This is a genomic window from Streptomyces globisporus, assembly GCF_003501885.1.
GTDB classification, from domain to species: domain Bacteria; phylum Actinomycetota; class Actinomycetes; order Streptomycetales; family Streptomycetaceae; genus Streptomyces; species Streptomyces globisporus_D.
The window spans coordinates 1-16,357 of record NZ_QWFA01000035.1 but is presented as its reverse complement, the minus strand read 5'-3'; the positions used below and the strand labels follow the sequence as shown (position 1 = coordinate 16,357).

Sequence of the window (16,357 nt, the reverse complement as noted above, 5' to 3'; positions counted from 1 at the left end):
CATGACCGTCCTCCTCGACCCTGTCCGTAAAGCCGCTGCCGCCTCCCCGGAGCGCGCCTCGCGCACGCCCGCCGCCCGCACCGCCCGCCGCAAGGCGCTGCTGCACTGGATCGCCGTGCACTCCCTCGGGATCGCCGCCGCGCTCTTCTTCGTGCTGCCGTTCGTCTTCGTGGTGCTGACCTCGCTGATGAGCGACCAGCAGGCCCTGACCCGCGACCTCACCCCCAACACCTGGGAGTGGGGCAACTACGAACGGGTCTTCAACACCCCGGGCTTTCTGACCTGGTGGCGCAACACCCTGCTGTACGCGGGCGTCGGCACCGTCCTCACCGTGGTGTCGTCGATCCCGGTGGCGTACGCGCTGGCGAAGTTCCGCTTCCGGGGCCGCAAGCTGTCGCTGATGCTCGTCATCTCGATGATGATGCTGCCGCCGCAGGTCGTCATCATCCCGATGTACCTGTTCTGGGCGAAGCAGATGGACCTGTCCGGCACCTTGTGGCCGCTGATCATCCCGATGGCCTTCGGTGACGCGTTCTCCATCTTCCTGCTGCGGCAGTTCCTGCTGACCATCCCGAACGAGTACCTGGACGCCGCGAAGGTCGACGGCTGCGGGGAGTTCCGTACGCTGATGAAGGTCGTCCTGCCGATGGCCAGGCCCGGGATCGCGGCCATCGCCCTCTTCCAGTTCTTCGCCGCCTGGAACGACTACTTCGGACCACAGATCTACGCCTCGGAGAACCCGGCCGCCTGGACGCTCAGTTACGGCCTCGAATCCTTCAAGGGCGCACACCACACCGACTGGAACCTGACCATGGCCGCGACCGTTCTGGTCATGGCCCCCGTGATCGCCGTCTTCTTCTTCGCCCAGAAGGCATTCGTCGAGGGCGTCACACTGACCGGAGTAAAGGGCTGACATGAAGCTCGCAGTAGTGGGTGGCGGGTCCACCTACACCCCTGAACTGATCGACGGATTCGCCCGGCTGCGGGACACGCTGCCGATCGAGGAGCTGGTCCTCGTCGATCCGGCGGCCGACCGCCTGGAGCTGGTCTCCGGCCTCGCCCGGCGGATCTTCGCCAAGCAGGACCACGCGGGGAGGATCACGACCACCACCGACATCGACGCGGGCGTGGCCGACGCCGACGCGGTCCTGCTCCAGCTGCGCGTCGGCGGACAGGCCGCGCGCAACCAGGACGAGACCTGGCCGCTGGAGTGCGGCTGCGTCGGCCAGGAGACCACCGGCGCCGGCGGCCTCGCCAAGGCGCTGCGCACCGTGCCGGTCGTCCTGGACATCGCCGAGCGGGTCCGCCGCACCAACCCGGACGCCTGGATCATCGACTTCACCAACCCGGTCGGGATCGTCACCCGCGCCCTCCTCCAGGCCGGGCACAAGGCGGTCGGCCTGTGCAACGTGGCGATCGGCTTCCAGCGGAAGTTCGCCCGGCTGCTGGAGGTGGAGCCGGGCCAGGTGCACCTCGACCACGTCGGGCTCAACCACCTGAGCTGGGAGCTGGGAGTGCGCCTCGGCGGCCCGGACGGCGAGAACGTCCTGCCGAAGCTGCTCGCGGAGCACGGTGACACCATCGCGGACGACCTGCGCATGTCACGGAAGCTGGTGGACCGGCTCGGCGTCGTCCCCTCCTACTACCTGCGCTACTTCTACGCGCACGACGAGGTCGTACGAGAGCTCGGCACCAAGCCGTCGCGAGCCGCCGAGGTAGCGGCGATGGAGAAGGAACTCCTCGCGATGTACGGCGACCCGGCGCTCGACGAGAAGCCGGAGCTGCTCGCCAAGCGGGGCGGCGCTTTCTACTCCGAGGCGGCCGTGGACCTGGCGGCCTCGCTGCTGGGCGACGGCGGCTCCCCGGTCCAGGTGGTCAACACGTACAACAACGGGACGCTGCCTTTCCTCCCGGCCGACGCGGTGATCGAGGTGCAGGCCCGGGTCGGGCGCGACGGTGCCGTCCCGCTGGCCGTCCCGGCGCTGGACCCGCTGTACGCCGGCCTCATCGCGAACGTCACGGCGTACGAGGACCTCGCCCTGGAAGCCGCGCTGCGCGGTGGCCGGGACCGGGTCTTCAAGGCGCTGCTGGCCCACCCGCTGATCGGTCAGTTCGACTATGCCGAGGGCCTCACCGACCGGCTGATCGCACACAACCGGGAGCACCTGGCGTGGGCGTGAACGTGTCGGTCGTCGCCATCGACGCGGGCAACAGCAAAACCGATGTGGCACTGATCGGCGAGGACGGAACGGTGCTGGCCACGGCGCGGGGCGGCGGTTTCCAGCCGCCGGCGATCGGGGTGGAGGCCGCGATCGACGTGCTGGCCGGGGTGCTGGAGCGGGCGGTCACGGAGCTGCCGGCTCCGCCCGTCCTCTCCGGTCATGTCTCCGCCTGTCTGGCCAATGCCGATCTGCCGGTCGAGGAGGCCGAGTTGGCCGCCGCTCTGGAGTCGCGCGGGTGGGGCTCATCGGTGGAGGTGCGCAACGACACCTTCGCGATCCTGCGCGCCGGGGTGGACGAGCCCCGGGGCGTCGCGGTGGTGTGCGGGGCGGGGATCAACTGCGTGGGCATGACCCCGGACGGGCGGACCGCCCGCTTCCCCGCGATCGGGCGCATCTCCGGTGACTGGGGCGGCGGTTCGGGGCTCGCGGAGGAGGCGCTGTGGTTCGCCGCGCGCGCCGAGGACGGACGCGGCGAGCCGTCGGAGCTGGCCCGTACACTGCCGGGCCACTTCGGGCTCGACTCGATGTACGGACTGATCGAGGCGCTGCACCGGGGCGCGATCCCACTGGCGCGGCGGCACGAGCTGACGCCGGTGCTGTTCGACACGGCGGAGGCCGGGGACCCGGTGGCGGCCGCGCTGGTGAAGCGGCAGGCGCACGAGGTGGTGGCGATGGCCGTGGTCGCGCTGGACCGCCTCGACCTGCTGGAGGAGGAGGTTCCGGTGCTGCTCGGCGGCAGTGTGCTGGCCGCGCGCCACCCGCAGCTCAACGACCGGATCGCCGCGCTGCTGGCGGCCCGCGCCCCGAAGGCCGAGGTGCGCGTCGTGTCCGAGCCGCCGGTGCTGGGCGCGGCGCTGCTGGGCCTGGACCGGACGGGCGCGGGTCCGGAGGTCCACCGGAGGCTGCGCGCGCGGTACGCCTGAGGGTTCCGGTGCACCGCTCGTCGGGGAAACGTCCCTCCACGCACACCACGTGGGGGGACGCCGCTCGTTCGTTCCCCGTTCGTTCCTCGTACGGGTGAACGGCCGGCGTACGAGGGGCGCGAGGGAACCGATCGGGCTTCTGGAACGTGTACCTGATGGGAAGTCCGTTCGCTTATGGGGATGTATCCGGGCACGTTGTGCTGCTTGCCTTGATCGGCCGCGTCCGCCCTGATCGAATGCGGGGACTGATGACGGGGACGGGACGGGGACCCAACTGTCAGTGACCGAGGGGGAGGGCGAGTGACACACCCGCCGAGCGGCGGCTCGCAGACGTTGCGTACGCCGGACCCGTTGTCCGGGCACGCCGGCGTGCCCGCCCAGCGCACCACGTGGACCGCGCAGGTGCGGCGCCTGCGCGCCGTGGCGACGACCGAGCCCGGCCGGCTCCAGATCATCGGGGCCGTCCTGGCCCTGCTGGTCGTCGCGTTCGGCGCGGTGACCACGCTGGAGATATCCCAGCGGGCCTCCTCGGCCGACGACGTGGTCAGCCGCAGCCAGCCGCTCAGCGCCGACGCCGCGGACATCTACCGCTTCCTGGCGGACGCGGACACGACGGCGGCCAGTGGGTTCCTCGCGGGGGCGCAGGAGCCCGAGGCGGTGCAGGAGCAGTATCGGAAGGACATCGAGGAGGCGGCCCGGCTGCTGGTGAAGGCGTCGGGGAGCACCGACTCCGCCAGTGCGTCCAGCCGTGAGATAGCCACCCTCAACAAGCTGCTCCCGGTCTACACGGGCCTGATCGAGCGCGCCCGCGCCAACAACCGCCAGGGCCTGCCGCTGGGCGGCGCCTATCTCCGGTACGCGAACCAGAAGATGACCGGCGAGATGCTCCCCGCCGCCGAGCGGCTGTACGCGGCGGAGACGGGCCGGCTGGAGAGCGACTCGGCCGACGCCCGGCAGTGGCCGCTGTGGTCGATCGGCGCCGGGGCCGTCGTGCTGGGCGCGCTGGGGTGGATGCAGCGGCGCACCTACCGGCGGACGAACCGGGTGCTGAACCACGGGCTGCTGGCGGCGACGGCCGCCGCCTCGGTGGTGGTGCTCTGGCTGGCCGTGGGGCACACGGTGGCCCGCGCGGAGCTGCGGTCGGCGATGGTGCACGGCCAGGAGTCGCTGGACGTCCTCAACGACGCCCGGATCAACTCCCTGAAGGCGCGCGCCAATGAGAACCTCACCCTGGTGGCTCGGGGCGCGGTGCTGACGCCCGACGGCTCCGCCGACCAGTACGAGGCGGACTACGGCTCGGGGATGAAGGCGCTGAAGGCGCAGCTGGAGAAGGCCGAGCGGCTCGCGGACGACGACAGCGGGAGCGCGCCGGTGGCCACGGCGGCGGACGGCGTGTCGCAGTGGCAGGCACGGCACCGCGAGGCCCGGGCCACGGACGACCGGGGCGACTACGACGGCGCGCTGGCGCAGATCATCGGGACGGAGAAGTCCACCGGGCAGTCCTTCCAGCAGGTGGACGCCGCGCTGGAGAAGGCGCTCGCCCATGAGCAGGGCGAGTTCACCTCGGCGGCGAAGGACGGGCGCGGGGTCCTGCGGGGCCTGCCGACCGGGGCCGCGGCCCTGGCGGTGCTGGGGGCCGTCGCCGTGATCGTCGGGGTCAACCGCAGGCTCTCGGAGTACCGGTGAGAGGGGCAGCGATGAGCAGGTCCGAGGGCCGGCCCGGGCGCGGCGGCCTGCGCGGCTGGGGCGGTGTGACGGGAATGGCGGTGGCGTGCGCGGTGACCGCCGCTGTCACCTTGCTGCCGCTGGCCCACCACGACGGCGGTTCGGCCGGGGCGGGTACGTCGGGCGGGGTGGTGACGGCCGACCGGACCCGGGCCGAGGCGTGCACCGAGCCGGAGGCGAGCCTGCCCGCGTCCGGCGACGACGGGCCGAACATCGAGAAGATCAAGGAGCGCGGCAAGCTGATAGCGGGCGTCGACCAGAACAGCTTCCGCTGGGGCTACCGCAATCCGGAGAGCGGGGATCTGGAGGGGTTCGACATCGACCTGGTGCGGGCCATCGCCGATGACCTCCTGGGCGACCCGGACGCGGTGATCTTCCGGGCCATCCCCACCAACCAGCGCATCGCCGCCCTGGAGAACGACCGGGTCGACGTCGTCGTGCGGACGATGACGATCAACTGCAAGCGGCTGGAGCAGGTCTCCTTCTCCACCGCCTACTTCCAGGCCGGGCAGCAGGTGCTCGCCCCGAAGAAGTCGCCGATCACCGGCTACGACTCCTCGCTGAAGGGCAAGCGGGTCTGCTCGGCCGAGGGCTCCACGGCGTACGAGGCGCTGGAGAAGAAGTCCTTCGGGGCGCTCTACAAGGACGACTTCGACGGCACCGAGCGCGACCCGGACCGGCTGACCGTGCCCAACCAGCTGGACTGTCTGGTGCGGCTCCAGCTCGGCGAGGTCGACGCCGTCGTCACGGACAACGCCCTGGCGGCCGGGCAGGCGGCGCAGGACCCGGCGGTGGAGCTCAAGGGGAAGGACCCGTTCACCACGGAGTACTACGGCGTCGCCACGAAGAAGGGCTCCGACGACCTGGTGGCCCGGGTCAACAAGGTCCTGGTCGACTACCGGGCGGGCGGCAAGGACAGCGCCTGGATGCGGTCCTACGGGAAGTGGCTGGCGACCGGCCTGCCCGGGATCACCGCACCGCCCGCCCCCAAGTACCGCACCGACTGACCCCGTGCCCCCGCGGCACCTGCGCCGCGGAACCGTGCACCACAGCGGCGTACGGACCGGAACGAGCCGGCCGGAACAGACCGAAGCAGACCGATCCCGCCGGGCCCACCGGCCCGGCGGGGAGAGCGGAGAGGTGATCGATGGGCGTCGCGGGATCCTTCCCCAGCTTCGCGGGGAGGCCCTCCGGACCGGTCATGGACCGGGAGGAGGCGGACCGTGCGCTGGCCCGGCTCGGGGCGGAGCACGAGGCCATCGAGACCTCGCTCCTCGCGCTCCAGGACCATGCCGGGCGCCGGCTCCTGGAGGGCGCCGAGCTGACCGGCGTCACCCGGGAGCGCTGGGCCGCCACCGAGCAGTCGATCACCCTCCTGTGGGGGTACTTCGACGCGTACGCGGGGGCGCTGTCCGAGGCCCGCGAGATCCGTGCGCGCCGCCGCCACCCGAACCGGGAGGACCTCGCGGCGCTGACCGAGCTGCTGCGCGGCGAGTCGGTCACGGTCGCCAACCCGGGTGCGGTGCCGCCGCCTTCGGCCACGGGCCCGGCCCGGCTCTCCGAGCGGTTCTCGCTCCAGGAGCTGGTCGCCCGGATGAACGAGCTGTACGCCAGGTCCCTGGACATGGTCGTCGCCTCCGACTCCGTCTGGTCGGCGCTGCCCGCCCGGATCGACCTGCTCGCGGCCGAGCTGCACCGGACCCGGTCGCTGGCGCACTCGGTGGGGGTGCGGCCCGGTGAGCATCCGGCCGGGGACGATCTGACGGAGATCACCGAGGAGCTGACGACGCTGCGGGTGCAGGTGATCTCGGACCCGCTGGCGTTCTGGCTGCCGGGTCCCGGCAGCGCCGCGCCCGGCGGCGGCCGCCCCGACACCTCGCGCTACGACCGGGCCGCCCGCGCCCTGGAGGACGTACGGCGCGAGATCGAGGCGGTGCTCGCGGTACGGCAGGACGCGGAGGCGCGCCTGGTGCGGCTGCGGGACGTGCTCTCGCGGGCCGACCGCACCCTGACGGAGGCGCGGGCGGCGCGCGGCGAGGTGCTGGCGAAGATCGCCGCCTCCGAGGTGCCCGCGGTCAGCGGTCCGCCGACCGCTCTCCAGGAGCGTCTGGCGGCCGCGTCGGAACACCGCAGGCACGCCCAGTGGCACCGGCTCTCGCCGCTGCTGGAGTCCCTGGAGCAGGAGGCCGAGGACGAACTGCTGCGCGCTCGCGAGTCGTTGACCTCGGTGACCGCGCCGCTGGCGGTCCGCGCGGAGCTGCGCGGCCGGCTCGACGCGTACAAGGCGAAGGTGGCCCGGCACGGCCTGGCGGAGGACCCGCTGCTGATCGAGCGGTACGACGCGGCGCGCCGCATGCTGTGGAGCGCGCCGTGCGATCTGCGGGTCGCCGAGCAGGCCGTCCTGCGTTACCAGCACGCGGTCGCGGAGTCGCTGCCGCCGCGCCGGCCCGACGGACCGCAGGACGGGCGGGGCGCGGGCGAACAGGGGGAATCACGATGAGTACGCAGTGCCAGCGCCCCGCGTGCGAGGGGACCTACGAGGACATGGGCGGCGGTGAGCTGTACTGCGACACCTGCGGACTGGCTCCGGTCGTCTCGCCGACGGGCATGGTCTCCTCGCCGCCGACCGGGATCGCCGGGGGCGGCCGGGCGAGCAGCCGGGACAGCTCGTCGCAGCGATCCGGCTCCCGGGCCTCCGCCCGGTCCTCGTCCCGTTCGTCGACCTCGCGCCGTTCGGTCTCCGGCCGGCTGTCGCGTTCGCTGTCCGGGGCGTCCACGTCCCGTTCGGTCTCGGTGCGCTCCTCCGGCTCGACGTCGGCGGCCTCGGCGCGGGGGCGGCTCGGCGTCGGCCTGGTGGAGGTTCCGGACGTCCCCCGGCCCGATCCGCGTACCGCGGTGATGGAGCGGGCGGAGGTGCCCGAGCGCAAGCGGTTCTGCTCCCGTTCGGACTGCGGGGCCCCGGTGGGCCGTTCGCGCGGTGAGCGGGAGGGCCGCACCGAGGGGTTCTGCACCAAGTGCGGCCACCCGTACTCCTTCGTGCCGAAGCTGACCGGCGGCGACATCGTGCACGGCCAGTACGAGGTCGTGGGCTGTCTGGCGCACGGCGGTCTCGGCTGGGTGTACCTCGCGGTGGACCGGGCCGTCTCCGACCGCTGGGTGGTCCTCAAGGGCCTGCTGGACACCGGCGACCAGGACGCGATGGCCGCCGCGATCTCCGAGCGCCGCTTCCTCGCCGAGATCGAGCACTCCAACATCGTGCGGATCTACAACTTCGTCGAGCACCTGGACCAGCGCACCGGCTCCCTCGACGGCTACATCGTCATGGAGTACGTCGGCGGCAAGGCCCTCAAGGAGATCGCGAACGAGCGCCGCACCCCGGCCGGGAAGCGCGACCCGCTGCCGGTGGAGCAGGCCTGCGCGTACGGGATCGAGGCGCTGGAGGCGCTCGGTCATCTGCACAGCCGCAATCTGCTCTACTGCGACTTCAAGGTCGACAACGCGATCCAGACCGAGGACCAGCTCAAGCTGATCGACATGGGCGCGGTGCGCCGGATGGACGACGACGAGTCCGCGATCTACGGCACGGTCGGCTACCAGGCCCCCGAGGTGGCGGAGCTGGGCCCGTCGGTCGCCTCCGACCTGTACACGGTGGCCCGGACGCTGGCGGTCCTCACCTTCGACTTCCAGGGGTACACGAACGTCTTCGTGGACTCGCTGCCGGACCCGGACACCATCGAGGTGTTCCGCACCTACGAGTCGTTCTACCGGCTGCTGGTGCGGGCCACCGACCCGGACCCGGCCCGGCGGTTCGGCTCCGCGGCGGAGATGGCCGAGCAGCTGACGGGGGTGCTGCGGGAGGTCGTGGCGTTGCAGACCGGGCGGCCGCGTCCGGCCCTGTCGACGCTGTTCGGCGCGGAACTGCGCGTGGTCGACACGGAGTTGTTCGCCCCGCAGACGGACGACGTCTCGCAGCTGGGCGGCCGGGACACCGGCGCCGCGCGGGGCGGGCTGCTGGGCCGCCGCAAGGGCCGCGGCGGCCGGACGGCCGGCATTCCCGCGCAGGGCGGCCCGGGGCAGGCCCACGGCGGTGCGGCTCCGGTCGCGCCGGGGGCCGTGACGTCCGCGGTGGCCGGGGCGCTGCCGGTGGGCGCGCAGCCGTCCGGCCCGGCAGGTGGTCACGCGGCGGATTCACCGGGGGCCGCTCCCCTGGCCGTGCCGCCGACCCATGTCCGGGGTTCCGCGCCGGGCGGCGGGGCTCCGCTTCCGTACGCTCCCCCGGCGCACGCCCCTGTACCGGCGCCCCGGCCGCCCGAGCAGGCCCCGGGCCTCTCCGCCGGACCGTACGCCACCGGCGTCTCGGCCGGGCCGTACGTCCAGACCGCTCCGGCCGGACCGTACGGCCCCGGCGGGGGTGTCCGGCTCGCCCCGTTCGACGCCCCGGCCACCGCGTTGGCGCTGCCGGTCCCCCGGGTCGACGCGATGGACCCCAACGCCGGCTTCCTCGCCGGTCTGATGGCCTCCGCCCCGGCCGAGCTGATCACCGCCCTGCACACGGTCTCCGCCCCCTCGCTGGAGACCCGGCTGCGGGAGCTGCGGGCCCGGCTGGAGATGCGGGAGCCGGATGCGGCCGCCCGTGCGCTGACCACCCTGGAGGGTGAACACGCGGACGACTGGCGGGTCGTCTGGTATCGGGGCGTCACCTCGCTGGTGACCGGCGACCACGAGACGGCGGCGCTCTCCTTCGACGCGGTCTACGACGCGTTCCCCGGGGAGATGGCACCCAAATTGGCCCTCGGGATCTGTGCGGAGGTGCTGGGCCAGCTGGACAACGCCGCCGAGTACTACCGCCTGGTGTGGGCGACCGATCCGGGGTTCGTCAGCGCCGCGTTCGGCCTGGCCCGGGTGCAGATCGCCGCCGGGGAGCGGGGGGCGGCGGTGAGCACCCTGGAGTCGGTGCCGGAGGCCTCGATCCACTACACGGCGGCGCGGGTCGCCGCCGTCCGGGCGCGGCTGCGCGAGCGCTCGCACCGGGAACCGCTGCTGGCCGATCTGTCGGCCGCCGGGGTCCAGGTGACCGCGCTGGACGCCTTCGGTCTGGACCCGGTGCGGCACGAGCAGTTGTCGACGGAGGTACTGGGCAAGGCGCTGGACTGGGTACTCTCCGGTAGTCCCGGTGTCCCGGGGCCGGGCGGACCGGACGCCGGTCCGCCGGATGCACGGAAGCTGCTCGGCGCCGAACTGACCGAGCGGGGACTGCGGTTCGGGCTGGAACGCTCGTACCGGATGCTCGCCCGGCTCGCGCAGCGGGGCGACGAGAGGATCGAACTGGTGGAGCGGGCCAACCGTTTCCGCCCCCGGACGTGGGTGTGAAGATGTCTCAGAGCCACCAGCAGCCCGCCCTGCCGAAGTGCCCCGGCTGCGAGGAACCGCCGGCCGCGGGCGATCTGTTCTGCGGGGCGTGCGGCTACGACCTCTCGGCCGTGCCCGCGCGCCCCGGTGACCGGCCCACCATGGCCATCACCGTGCCCCCGGCCGCCCCGGAAGCGTCGGCCGCGTCGGGCGTCGAGGCCGTGCGGTGGCCCGCCGCCGCGGAGATCGACAGCTCGGACGTGCCCGCGCCCGTGCACCGTCCGTCGGACCTGCCGGGGACGGACTCGGGCGGCAGGCCCCTGGCGGAGCAGGAGCAGGTCCAGGGGCAGGTCCGGGAACAGGCCCCGGAGCCGGAGCCCGTCGTCGGACCGGAGCCCTCGGCCGTTCCGGTGCGCCACGACGACCGGGCGGAGCCGGGCGGTGCGGAGCACTCCGGTGACTTCGCGCTGGCCGCGCCCGATCCCCGTACGGCGGAGCACGCCGCGGCCGCCGCCGCTCCCGCCGCCGGGGGGAAGCTCTGTGTGGCCTGCCGCTCCGGCCGGGTGGACCCCGACGGCTACTGCGAGAACTGCGGGCACGCCCAGCCCCGCGAGCGCGACCACATGGAGCAGGAGCTCGGCTCGGTGGCCGCGGTGAGCGACCGGGGCCTGCGCCACCACCGCAACGAGGACTCCTTCGCGGTGTCCTCCACCGCCCTGCCCGACGGCTCGCCCGCCGTCGTCGCGATCGTCTGCGACGGCGTCTCCTCGGCGAGCCGCCCCGACGAGGCGTCGGCCGCCGCCGCGAACGCCGCCAACGAGTCACTCCTGGAGTCCCTGGCGCGCGGTACGCATCCGCAGCAGGCGATGCACGAGGCGATCGTCGCCGCGTCCGAGGCGGTCAACGCCCTGGCGCAGGAGCCGGCCGGGGCGATGGAGCACGACGCGCACCGCCACCAGAACGCCCCGGCCTGCACCCTGGTCGGCGCGGTCATGGCGGGCGAGCTGCTGATCGTCGGCTGGGTCGGCGACAGCCGGGTCTACTGGGTTCCCGAGGACCGGACCCAGCCGACCGCCCGGCTCACCGAGGACGACTCCTGGGCCGCACAGATGGTGGCGGCCGGCCTGATGAACGAGGCCGAGGCGTACGCGGACGAACGCGCCCACGCCATCACCGGCTGGCTCGGCGCCGACGCGTACGAACTGGAGCCGCACACCGCCGCCTTCAAGCCGGACCGGCCCGGCCTGGTCGTCGTGTGCACGGACGGCCTGTGGAACTACGCCGAGTCCGCCGAGGAGATGGCCGCGGCGGTCCCGGCCGACGCCCAGGAAAACCCGCTGCGCGGCGCCCAGGTGCTCGTCGGACACGCGCTCGACGGCGGGGGCCACGACAACGTAACAGTGGCACTTCTGCCGTTCGCCGTCCGGCCGCAAGGGGCAGGATCGGCCTGCGAAACCGTTTGAGCCTCAAGGAGCCGACCAGATGGCCAACTTCTCCAAGTCGCAGGTGCCGCAGTTCTCCGTCGAGGTGTACCAGAACGCGTTCCTGCCCGAGGGCGGCCGTGAGGTCAACGCGATCGTCACCGTGACCTCGACCGGCGGGGGCACCACCGGCGGGATACCACTGGCGGATGCCGCGCCCGCGTACGGGGCGGGGCAGGGACCCGGCGCGGCCGTGGTGCTGATGGTCGACTGCTCGGGCTCGATGGACTACCCGCCGACGAAGATGCGCAACGCGCGCGACGCGACGGCGGCGGCCATCGACACCCTGCGCGAGGGGACCCGATTCTCCGTGGTCGCCGGTACGCATGTGGCGAAGGACGTCTACCCGGGCAACGGCCGGCTCGCGGTCGCCGACGCGCAGACGAAGGCGCAGGCCAAGGAAGCGCTGCGCAAGCTGAGCGCGGGCGGGGGCACCGCGATCGGCACCTGGCTGCGGCTGGCCGACCGCCTGCTGAACTCCGCGGACGTCGCCATCCGGCACGGCATCCTGCTGACCGACGGCCGCAACGAGCACGAGTCGCCCGAGGACCTGCGGGCGGCCCTGGACTCCTGCGCGGGCCGGTTCACCTGCGACGCCCGTGGGGTGGGCACCGACTGGGAGGTGAAGGAGGTCACCGGCGTAGCCGCCGCCCTCCTCGGCACGGCCGACATCGTCGCCGACCCCTCCGGCCTGGCCGCGGACTTCACGCGGATGATGGAGAACGCCATGGGCAAGGAGGTCGCGGACGTGGCGCTGCGGCTCTGGACCCCGGTGGGCGTGGAGATCCGGTTCGTGAAGCAGGTCGCGCCGACCGTCGCCGACCTGACCGCCCGGCGCACCGAGGCGAACGCCCGGGCCGGGGACTACCCGACCGGTTCCTGGGGCGACGAGTCCCGTGACTACCACGTGTGCGTCCTGGTGCCGGAGGCCGGGATCGGCCAGGAGATGCTGGCCGCCCGGGTCTCGCTGGTCCTGCCCGACCCCTCGGGCGCGGGTGCGCCGCAGACGCTGTCGCAGGGGCTCGTACGGGCCGTGTGGACGGACGACATGGTGGCGTCGACCTCGATCAATCCGCAGGTCGCGCACTACACGGGTCAGGCGGAACTGGCACAAGTCATCCAGCAGGGGCTGGAAGCGCGCAAGTCGGGCGACTTCGACGGCGCGACGGCGAAGCTGGGCCGTGCGGTGCAGCTGGCGTCGGCGTCCGGGAACCAGGACACTGCGAAACTGCTTTCGAAGGTGGTCGACGTCGTCGATGCCGCGACAGGTACTGTGCGACTGAAGGCGAAGGTCGCGGAAGCGGACGAGATGACCCTCGAAACCCGCTCCACCAAGACCGTTCGCGTCAAAAAGTGACACGGCGCGGTCATCCGATGACCAACGGGCCGTGAGCACAGAGCAGCCCGACGTATTCGCTGAGCAACGACGCCGCGATCGACAGCATGACGGCCTCCGCGGCCGGAAGAGGAGAGGGGGAAGCGCCGACATGCCGACCTGCCCGAACGGACACCAGTCGGGTTCCGAGGACTGGTGCGAGGTCTGCGGACACCGCATGACGACCGGCGGTGCGCCCGCGGGCGCGGTGCCCCCGCCGCCTCCTCCGCCGCCCGCGCCCGGTTACGGCTACCCGCAGCCGGGGTCCGGCACCGGCGGCGGACAGCCCACCATGCAGGCGGAGCTCTGCCCGCAGTGCCGTACGCCGCGTGAGGCGATGGCGCCGTTCTGCGAGGAGTGCCGCTGGAACTTCCTCACCAACACGGCGACCTCCTACACCCCGCTGGCCCCGCAGCACAGCACGCCCAGCGGCCCGCCGCCCGGCCTCAACCTGCCGCCCGGCTTCCAGGCGCAGGGCCCCGGCGGACAGCCCGGTCCCGGTGGTCCCGGTGCGCAGGGCGGTCCGCCCGGCACACCGCAGCCGCGCGACCCGTTCGACTACCAGGGCTCGCGGCCCTCGCAGATGAACCGTCCCGCCGAGCCGCTCACCCCGGAGCAGAACGGTCCGCAGGGGAACGGTGGCCAGGGTGCGCCTTCGCAGTCGTTCCAGCAGGGTGCTCCGCCGTCCTCGTTCCAGCAGCAGGGTCCGCCGTCGACGCGCTCGCCGTTCGAGCCGCAGCAGTCGGCGCCGTCGCCGTTCGAGCCTCAGCAGTCGGCGCCGTCGCCGTTCGAGCCTCAGCAGGCCTCGCCCTTCGCGCCGCCGCCGCAGCAGCAGTCGGCGCCGCCCGCACCCCCGCAGTCGTCGGGGCACACCGGAGGGGACGACTGGATGCTGTCGCCGCCCTCCCAGGCGCAGCCGCCGCAGCCGCCCCAGCAGTTCCAGCAGCCGGGCCCTCACCAGGGCCACCCGGGCCAGGGCCAGGGCCACCCGGGCCAGCAGCACGGACAGGACCAGGGATACGACCAGGCTCAGCAGCACGGTGTGCCCGGCCAGGGCCGGCCGCAGCAGCCCGCCACCTGGACCGCCGTGATCGCCCCGGACCGTGCGTACTTCCTCGCGATGATGCAGCGCAGCGGCCCCGAGGCGACCGGGCTGAACCTGCCCGCGTACTCCCCGGAGCAGCGTCTTCCGCTCACCGGCAGCCAGGTCACCATCGGGCGCCGTCGACAGAGCACCGGCGAGTCCCCGGACGTCGATCTTTCGGTGCCCCCGGAGGACCCGGGCGTTTCGCACCAGCACGCGGTGCTGGTCCAGCAGCCCGACGGCGGCTGGGCGGTCGTCGACCAGAACTCCACCAACGGCACCACGCTGAACGGCGCCGAGGAGCCGATCCAGCCCTACGTCCCCGTACCGCTCCAGGACGGCGACCAGGTGCACGTCGGGGCGTGGACGACGATCACGGTCCGCCGGGACTGAGACCGCCGGGCCCGGCACGCGCAGGAGCCGGGCACGCGCCGGGCCGGACAGGATGCCGGTGCTCGCCGCCGCGGTTCACCGACCGGCGGCGAGCGGCCAGGTGTAGGGGCCCTGCGGATCGTCGAGCCAGGCCCACTGCCGGCCCTGGCCGACCGTGATGCCGTACCTCTCCCGCTGCGGGCACCCCTCGCGCTCCCAGAGGGAGAGGGCCTCGTGCGGATCGAGGGTGCCCGCGGTCAGCGTCAGGAGGAACCGGAACAGGTCGTCCCCGGCCACCCGGCGCGGCAGTCCGCCCAGGTGCGGCAGTCCGTCGGCCAGCGGCAGCGCCCCGCGCAGGGGCACGAAGTACGCCGGGGTGTGCAGGAAGTGCCCCTCGGCGCGCGGTCCGTGCGCCGTCGCGCGGACCTCCAGCAGGACCAGGCCGGTGGCGAGCGGCGCGAGGATCAACGCCCCCGGACGGCACTGTTCCGGCCAGCTCTGCGGTACGGAGGGCAGGGTGCAGGTCGCGATGATCCGGTCGTACGGGGCGCGCTCCGGGCAGCCCCGGGCGCCGTCGCCGGTGATCACCGTCGGGTGGTACCCGGCCGCCGCGAGGTGGGCGCGGGCCGACTCCGTGATCTCCGGGTCCAGATCGACGCTGGTCACGGCGGGGTCGCCGAGCCGGTGGGCGAGGAGCGCCGCGTTGTAGCCGGGGCCGGTTCCGATCTCCAGCACCGTGTGTCCGTCCGCCACGTCGAGGGCGTCGAGCATCAGGGCCATCAGGGACGGCTGGCTGGAGGACGAGACGAGTTCGCCGTCCTTGAGCCAGGTGGCCAGCGCCCCGTCCGCGTATACGCCCTGCAGCCAGCGGGAGCGTTGTCCGGGGTCGGCGCCCTCGGCCCCGAGGCGTTCGTAGCCCCCGATCCCGTGCACGTAGAAGAACGGCACGAACAGATGGCGGGGCACCTCGGCGAAGGCGGTGCGCCAGGCGGGATCGGTGAGTCCGCCCCGCGCGACGATCTCCCGCACGAGGGCGTCCCGCGCCGCGTCGGCCTCGGCGTCGGGGGCGGACGGGGAGGGGCCCTGCCGGTGTGCACCCATGTCTCCACTGTCCTGCGCCGGGGGCGTGAGGGCGAGAGGGAGCGCGCTCGGCGGGATACCGGACGATGGTCCTAGGACCGCTGACCCCGGCCGGTGTGTCTGCGACCATGGACGGGTGACTGAGATTCCGCGCGACACGCTTCAGGAGCAGACCTTCTACGAGCAGGTCGGCGGCGAGGCGACCTTCCGGCGCCTGGTCCACCGCTTCTACGAGGGCGTGGCGGGCGACGAACTGCTGCGGCCGATGTACCCGGAGGAAGATCTGGGCCCGGCCGAGGAGCGGTTCGCGCTGTTCCTGATGCAGTACTGGGGCGGCCCGCGCACCTACAGCGACCACCGGGGCCACCCGCGGCTGCGGATGCGGCACGCGCCGTTCCGGGTGGACCGCGCTGCCCATGACGCCTGGCTCGCCCATATGCGGGTCGCGCTGGACGAGCTGGGGCTCGCGCCCGAGCACGAGCGGCAGCTGTGGGACTACCTGACGTACGCCGCCGCCTCGATGGTCAACACCGCGGACTGATCGCTTCCGGACGTCGGCGGAGCACCGACCAGCGGCCTCGTGAACGTTCTGTGACCGAACGCCTCCGGAATTCGACGCTCCACCTCCGGATAACGATCACGATCGCATCAAGGTGCCCCTGTAAGCGGTTACCGAAACCCTGGTGCCTCTGAAAGCATCGCCGGTACGTCGGGGGGGGGCGTGGGCATGCGGTGTTTTCGGGGCT

General features: G+C 73.1%; 12 protein-coding genes. 11 read left to right on the top strand and 1 reads right to left on the bottom strand.

Features of this window, described 5'->3' with window-relative positions; genetic code table 11:
• Window position 1 precedes the first annotated feature (1 nt).
• The 10 genes from D3105_RS08530 to D3105_RS08485 all read left to right on the top strand — a co-directional run bounded on the left by D3105_RS08530 (window position 2) and on the right by D3105_RS08485 (window position 14,552).
• Window positions 2–913 (top strand): carbohydrate ABC transporter permease, encoded by a 912-nt coding sequence (locus D3105_RS08530; protein ID WP_118901729.1) that lies wholly within the window; start codon window positions 2–4, stop codon window positions 911–913.
• A 1-nt stretch (window position 914) separates the two neighbouring features.
• Window positions 915–2,180 carry a 6-phospho-beta-glucosidase gene (locus D3105_RS08525; RefSeq protein ID WP_118901727.1) on the top strand — a complete coding sequence of 422 codons (1,266 nt, stop codon included), beginning with the start codon at window positions 915–917 and terminating at the stop codon, window positions 2,178–2,180.
• Window positions 2,171–3,145 (top strand): N-acetylglucosamine kinase, encoded by a 975-nt coding sequence (locus D3105_RS08520; RefSeq protein WP_118901723.1) that lies wholly within the window; start codon window positions 2,171–2,173, stop codon window positions 3,143–3,145. Before D3105_RS08525 ends, D3105_RS08520 begins: the two co-directional genes overlap by 10 nt.
• Before the next feature lie 300 nt (window positions 3,146–3,445).
• Window positions 3,446–4,831, top strand: a complete 1,386-nt coding sequence (locus D3105_RS08515) for a hypothetical protein (protein ID WP_118901720.1) — start codon at window positions 3,446–3,448, stop codon at window positions 4,829–4,831.
• Window positions 4,832–4,842: 11 nt separating this feature from the next.
• Window positions 4,843–5,877 (top strand): glutamate ABC transporter substrate-binding protein, encoded by a 1,035-nt coding sequence (locus D3105_RS08510; protein ID WP_118901717.1) that lies wholly within the window; start codon window positions 4,843–4,845, stop codon window positions 5,875–5,877.
• 140 nt (window positions 5,878–6,017) lie between these two features.
• Window positions 6,018–7,370, top strand: coding sequence for a hypothetical protein (locus tag D3105_RS08505; RefSeq protein WP_118901714.1), 1,353 nt, complete (start codon window positions 6,018–6,020; stop codon window positions 7,368–7,370).
• Window positions 7,367–10,240, top strand: coding sequence for a serine/threonine-protein kinase (locus D3105_RS08500; protein ID WP_118901711.1), 2,874 nt, complete (start codon window positions 7,367–7,369; stop codon window positions 10,238–10,240). The genes D3105_RS08505 and D3105_RS08500 overlap by 4 nt, the downstream gene beginning before the upstream one ends.
• 2 nt (window positions 10,241–10,242) lie before the next feature.
• Window positions 10,243–11,682 (top strand): PP2C family protein-serine/threonine phosphatase, encoded by a 1,440-nt coding sequence (locus D3105_RS08495; RefSeq protein ID WP_118901795.1) that lies wholly within the window; start codon window positions 10,243–10,245, stop codon window positions 11,680–11,682.
• Between the two features lie 19 nt (window positions 11,683–11,701).
• Complete coding sequence (locus D3105_RS08490) at window positions 11,702–13,057, top strand: vWA domain-containing protein (protein ID WP_118901708.1); 1,356 nt, start codon at window positions 11,702–11,704, stop codon at window positions 13,055–13,057.
• 130 nt (window positions 13,058–13,187) lie between these two features.
• The gene (locus tag D3105_RS08485; RefSeq protein ID WP_118901705.1) at window positions 13,188–14,552 is read left to right on the top strand and encodes an FHA domain-containing protein; all 1,365 of its coding nucleotides are present in this window, start codon (window positions 13,188–13,190) and stop codon (window positions 14,550–14,552) included.
• Window positions 14,553–14,627: 75 nt separating this feature from the next.
• Here the strand turns inward: D3105_RS08485 and D3105_RS08480 are convergent, their stop codons facing one another.
• The gene (locus tag D3105_RS08480; protein WP_118901702.1) at window positions 14,628–15,632 is read right to left on the bottom strand and encodes a methyltransferase domain-containing protein; all 1,005 of its coding nucleotides are present in this window, start codon (window positions 15,630–15,632) and stop codon (window positions 14,628–14,630) included.
• Window positions 15,633–15,747: 115 nt separating this feature from the next.
• On the opposite strand from D3105_RS08480, the gene D3105_RS08475 reads away from it, so the two are divergent.
• Window positions 15,748–16,152, top strand: a complete 405-nt coding sequence (locus D3105_RS08475) for a globin (protein WP_003969111.1) — start codon at window positions 15,748–15,750, stop codon at window positions 16,150–16,152.
• The last annotated feature ends 205 nt before the right edge of the window (window positions 16,153–16,357 follow it).

Excerpts from the sequence above, each read along its gene's own strand:
- D3105_RS08505 (WP_118901714.1), top strand. The coding sequence starts at position 6,018 with ATGGGCGTCGCGGGATCCTTCCCCAGCTTCGCGGGGAGGCCCTCCGGA.
- D3105_RS08510 (WP_118901717.1), top strand. The coding sequence starts at position 4,843 with ATGAGCAGGTCCGAGGGCCGGCCCGGGCGCGGCGGCCTGCGCGGCTGG.
- D3105_RS08500 (WP_118901711.1), top strand. The coding sequence starts at position 7,367 with ATGAGTACGCAGTGCCAGCGCCCCGCGTGCGAGGGGACCTACGAGGAC.
- D3105_RS08495 (WP_118901795.1), top strand. The coding sequence starts at position 10,243 with ATGTCTCAGAGCCACCAGCAGCCCGCCCTGCCGAAGTGCCCCGGCTGC.
- D3105_RS08480 (WP_118901702.1), bottom strand. The coding sequence starts at position 15,632 with ATGGGTGCACACCGGCAGGGCCCCTCCCCGTCCGCCCCCGACGCCGAG.
- D3105_RS08525 (WP_118901727.1), top strand. The coding sequence starts at position 915 with ATGAAGCTCGCAGTAGTGGGTGGCGGGTCCACCTACACCCCTGAACTG.
- D3105_RS08530 (WP_118901729.1), top strand. The coding sequence starts at position 2 with ATGACCGTCCTCCTCGACCCTGTCCGTAAAGCCGCTGCCGCCTCCCCG.
- D3105_RS08490 (WP_118901708.1), top strand. The coding sequence starts at position 11,702 with ATGGCCAACTTCTCCAAGTCGCAGGTGCCGCAGTTCTCCGTCGAGGTG.
- D3105_RS08485 (WP_118901705.1), top strand. The coding sequence starts at position 13,188 with ATGCCGACCTGCCCGAACGGACACCAGTCGGGTTCCGAGGACTGGTGC.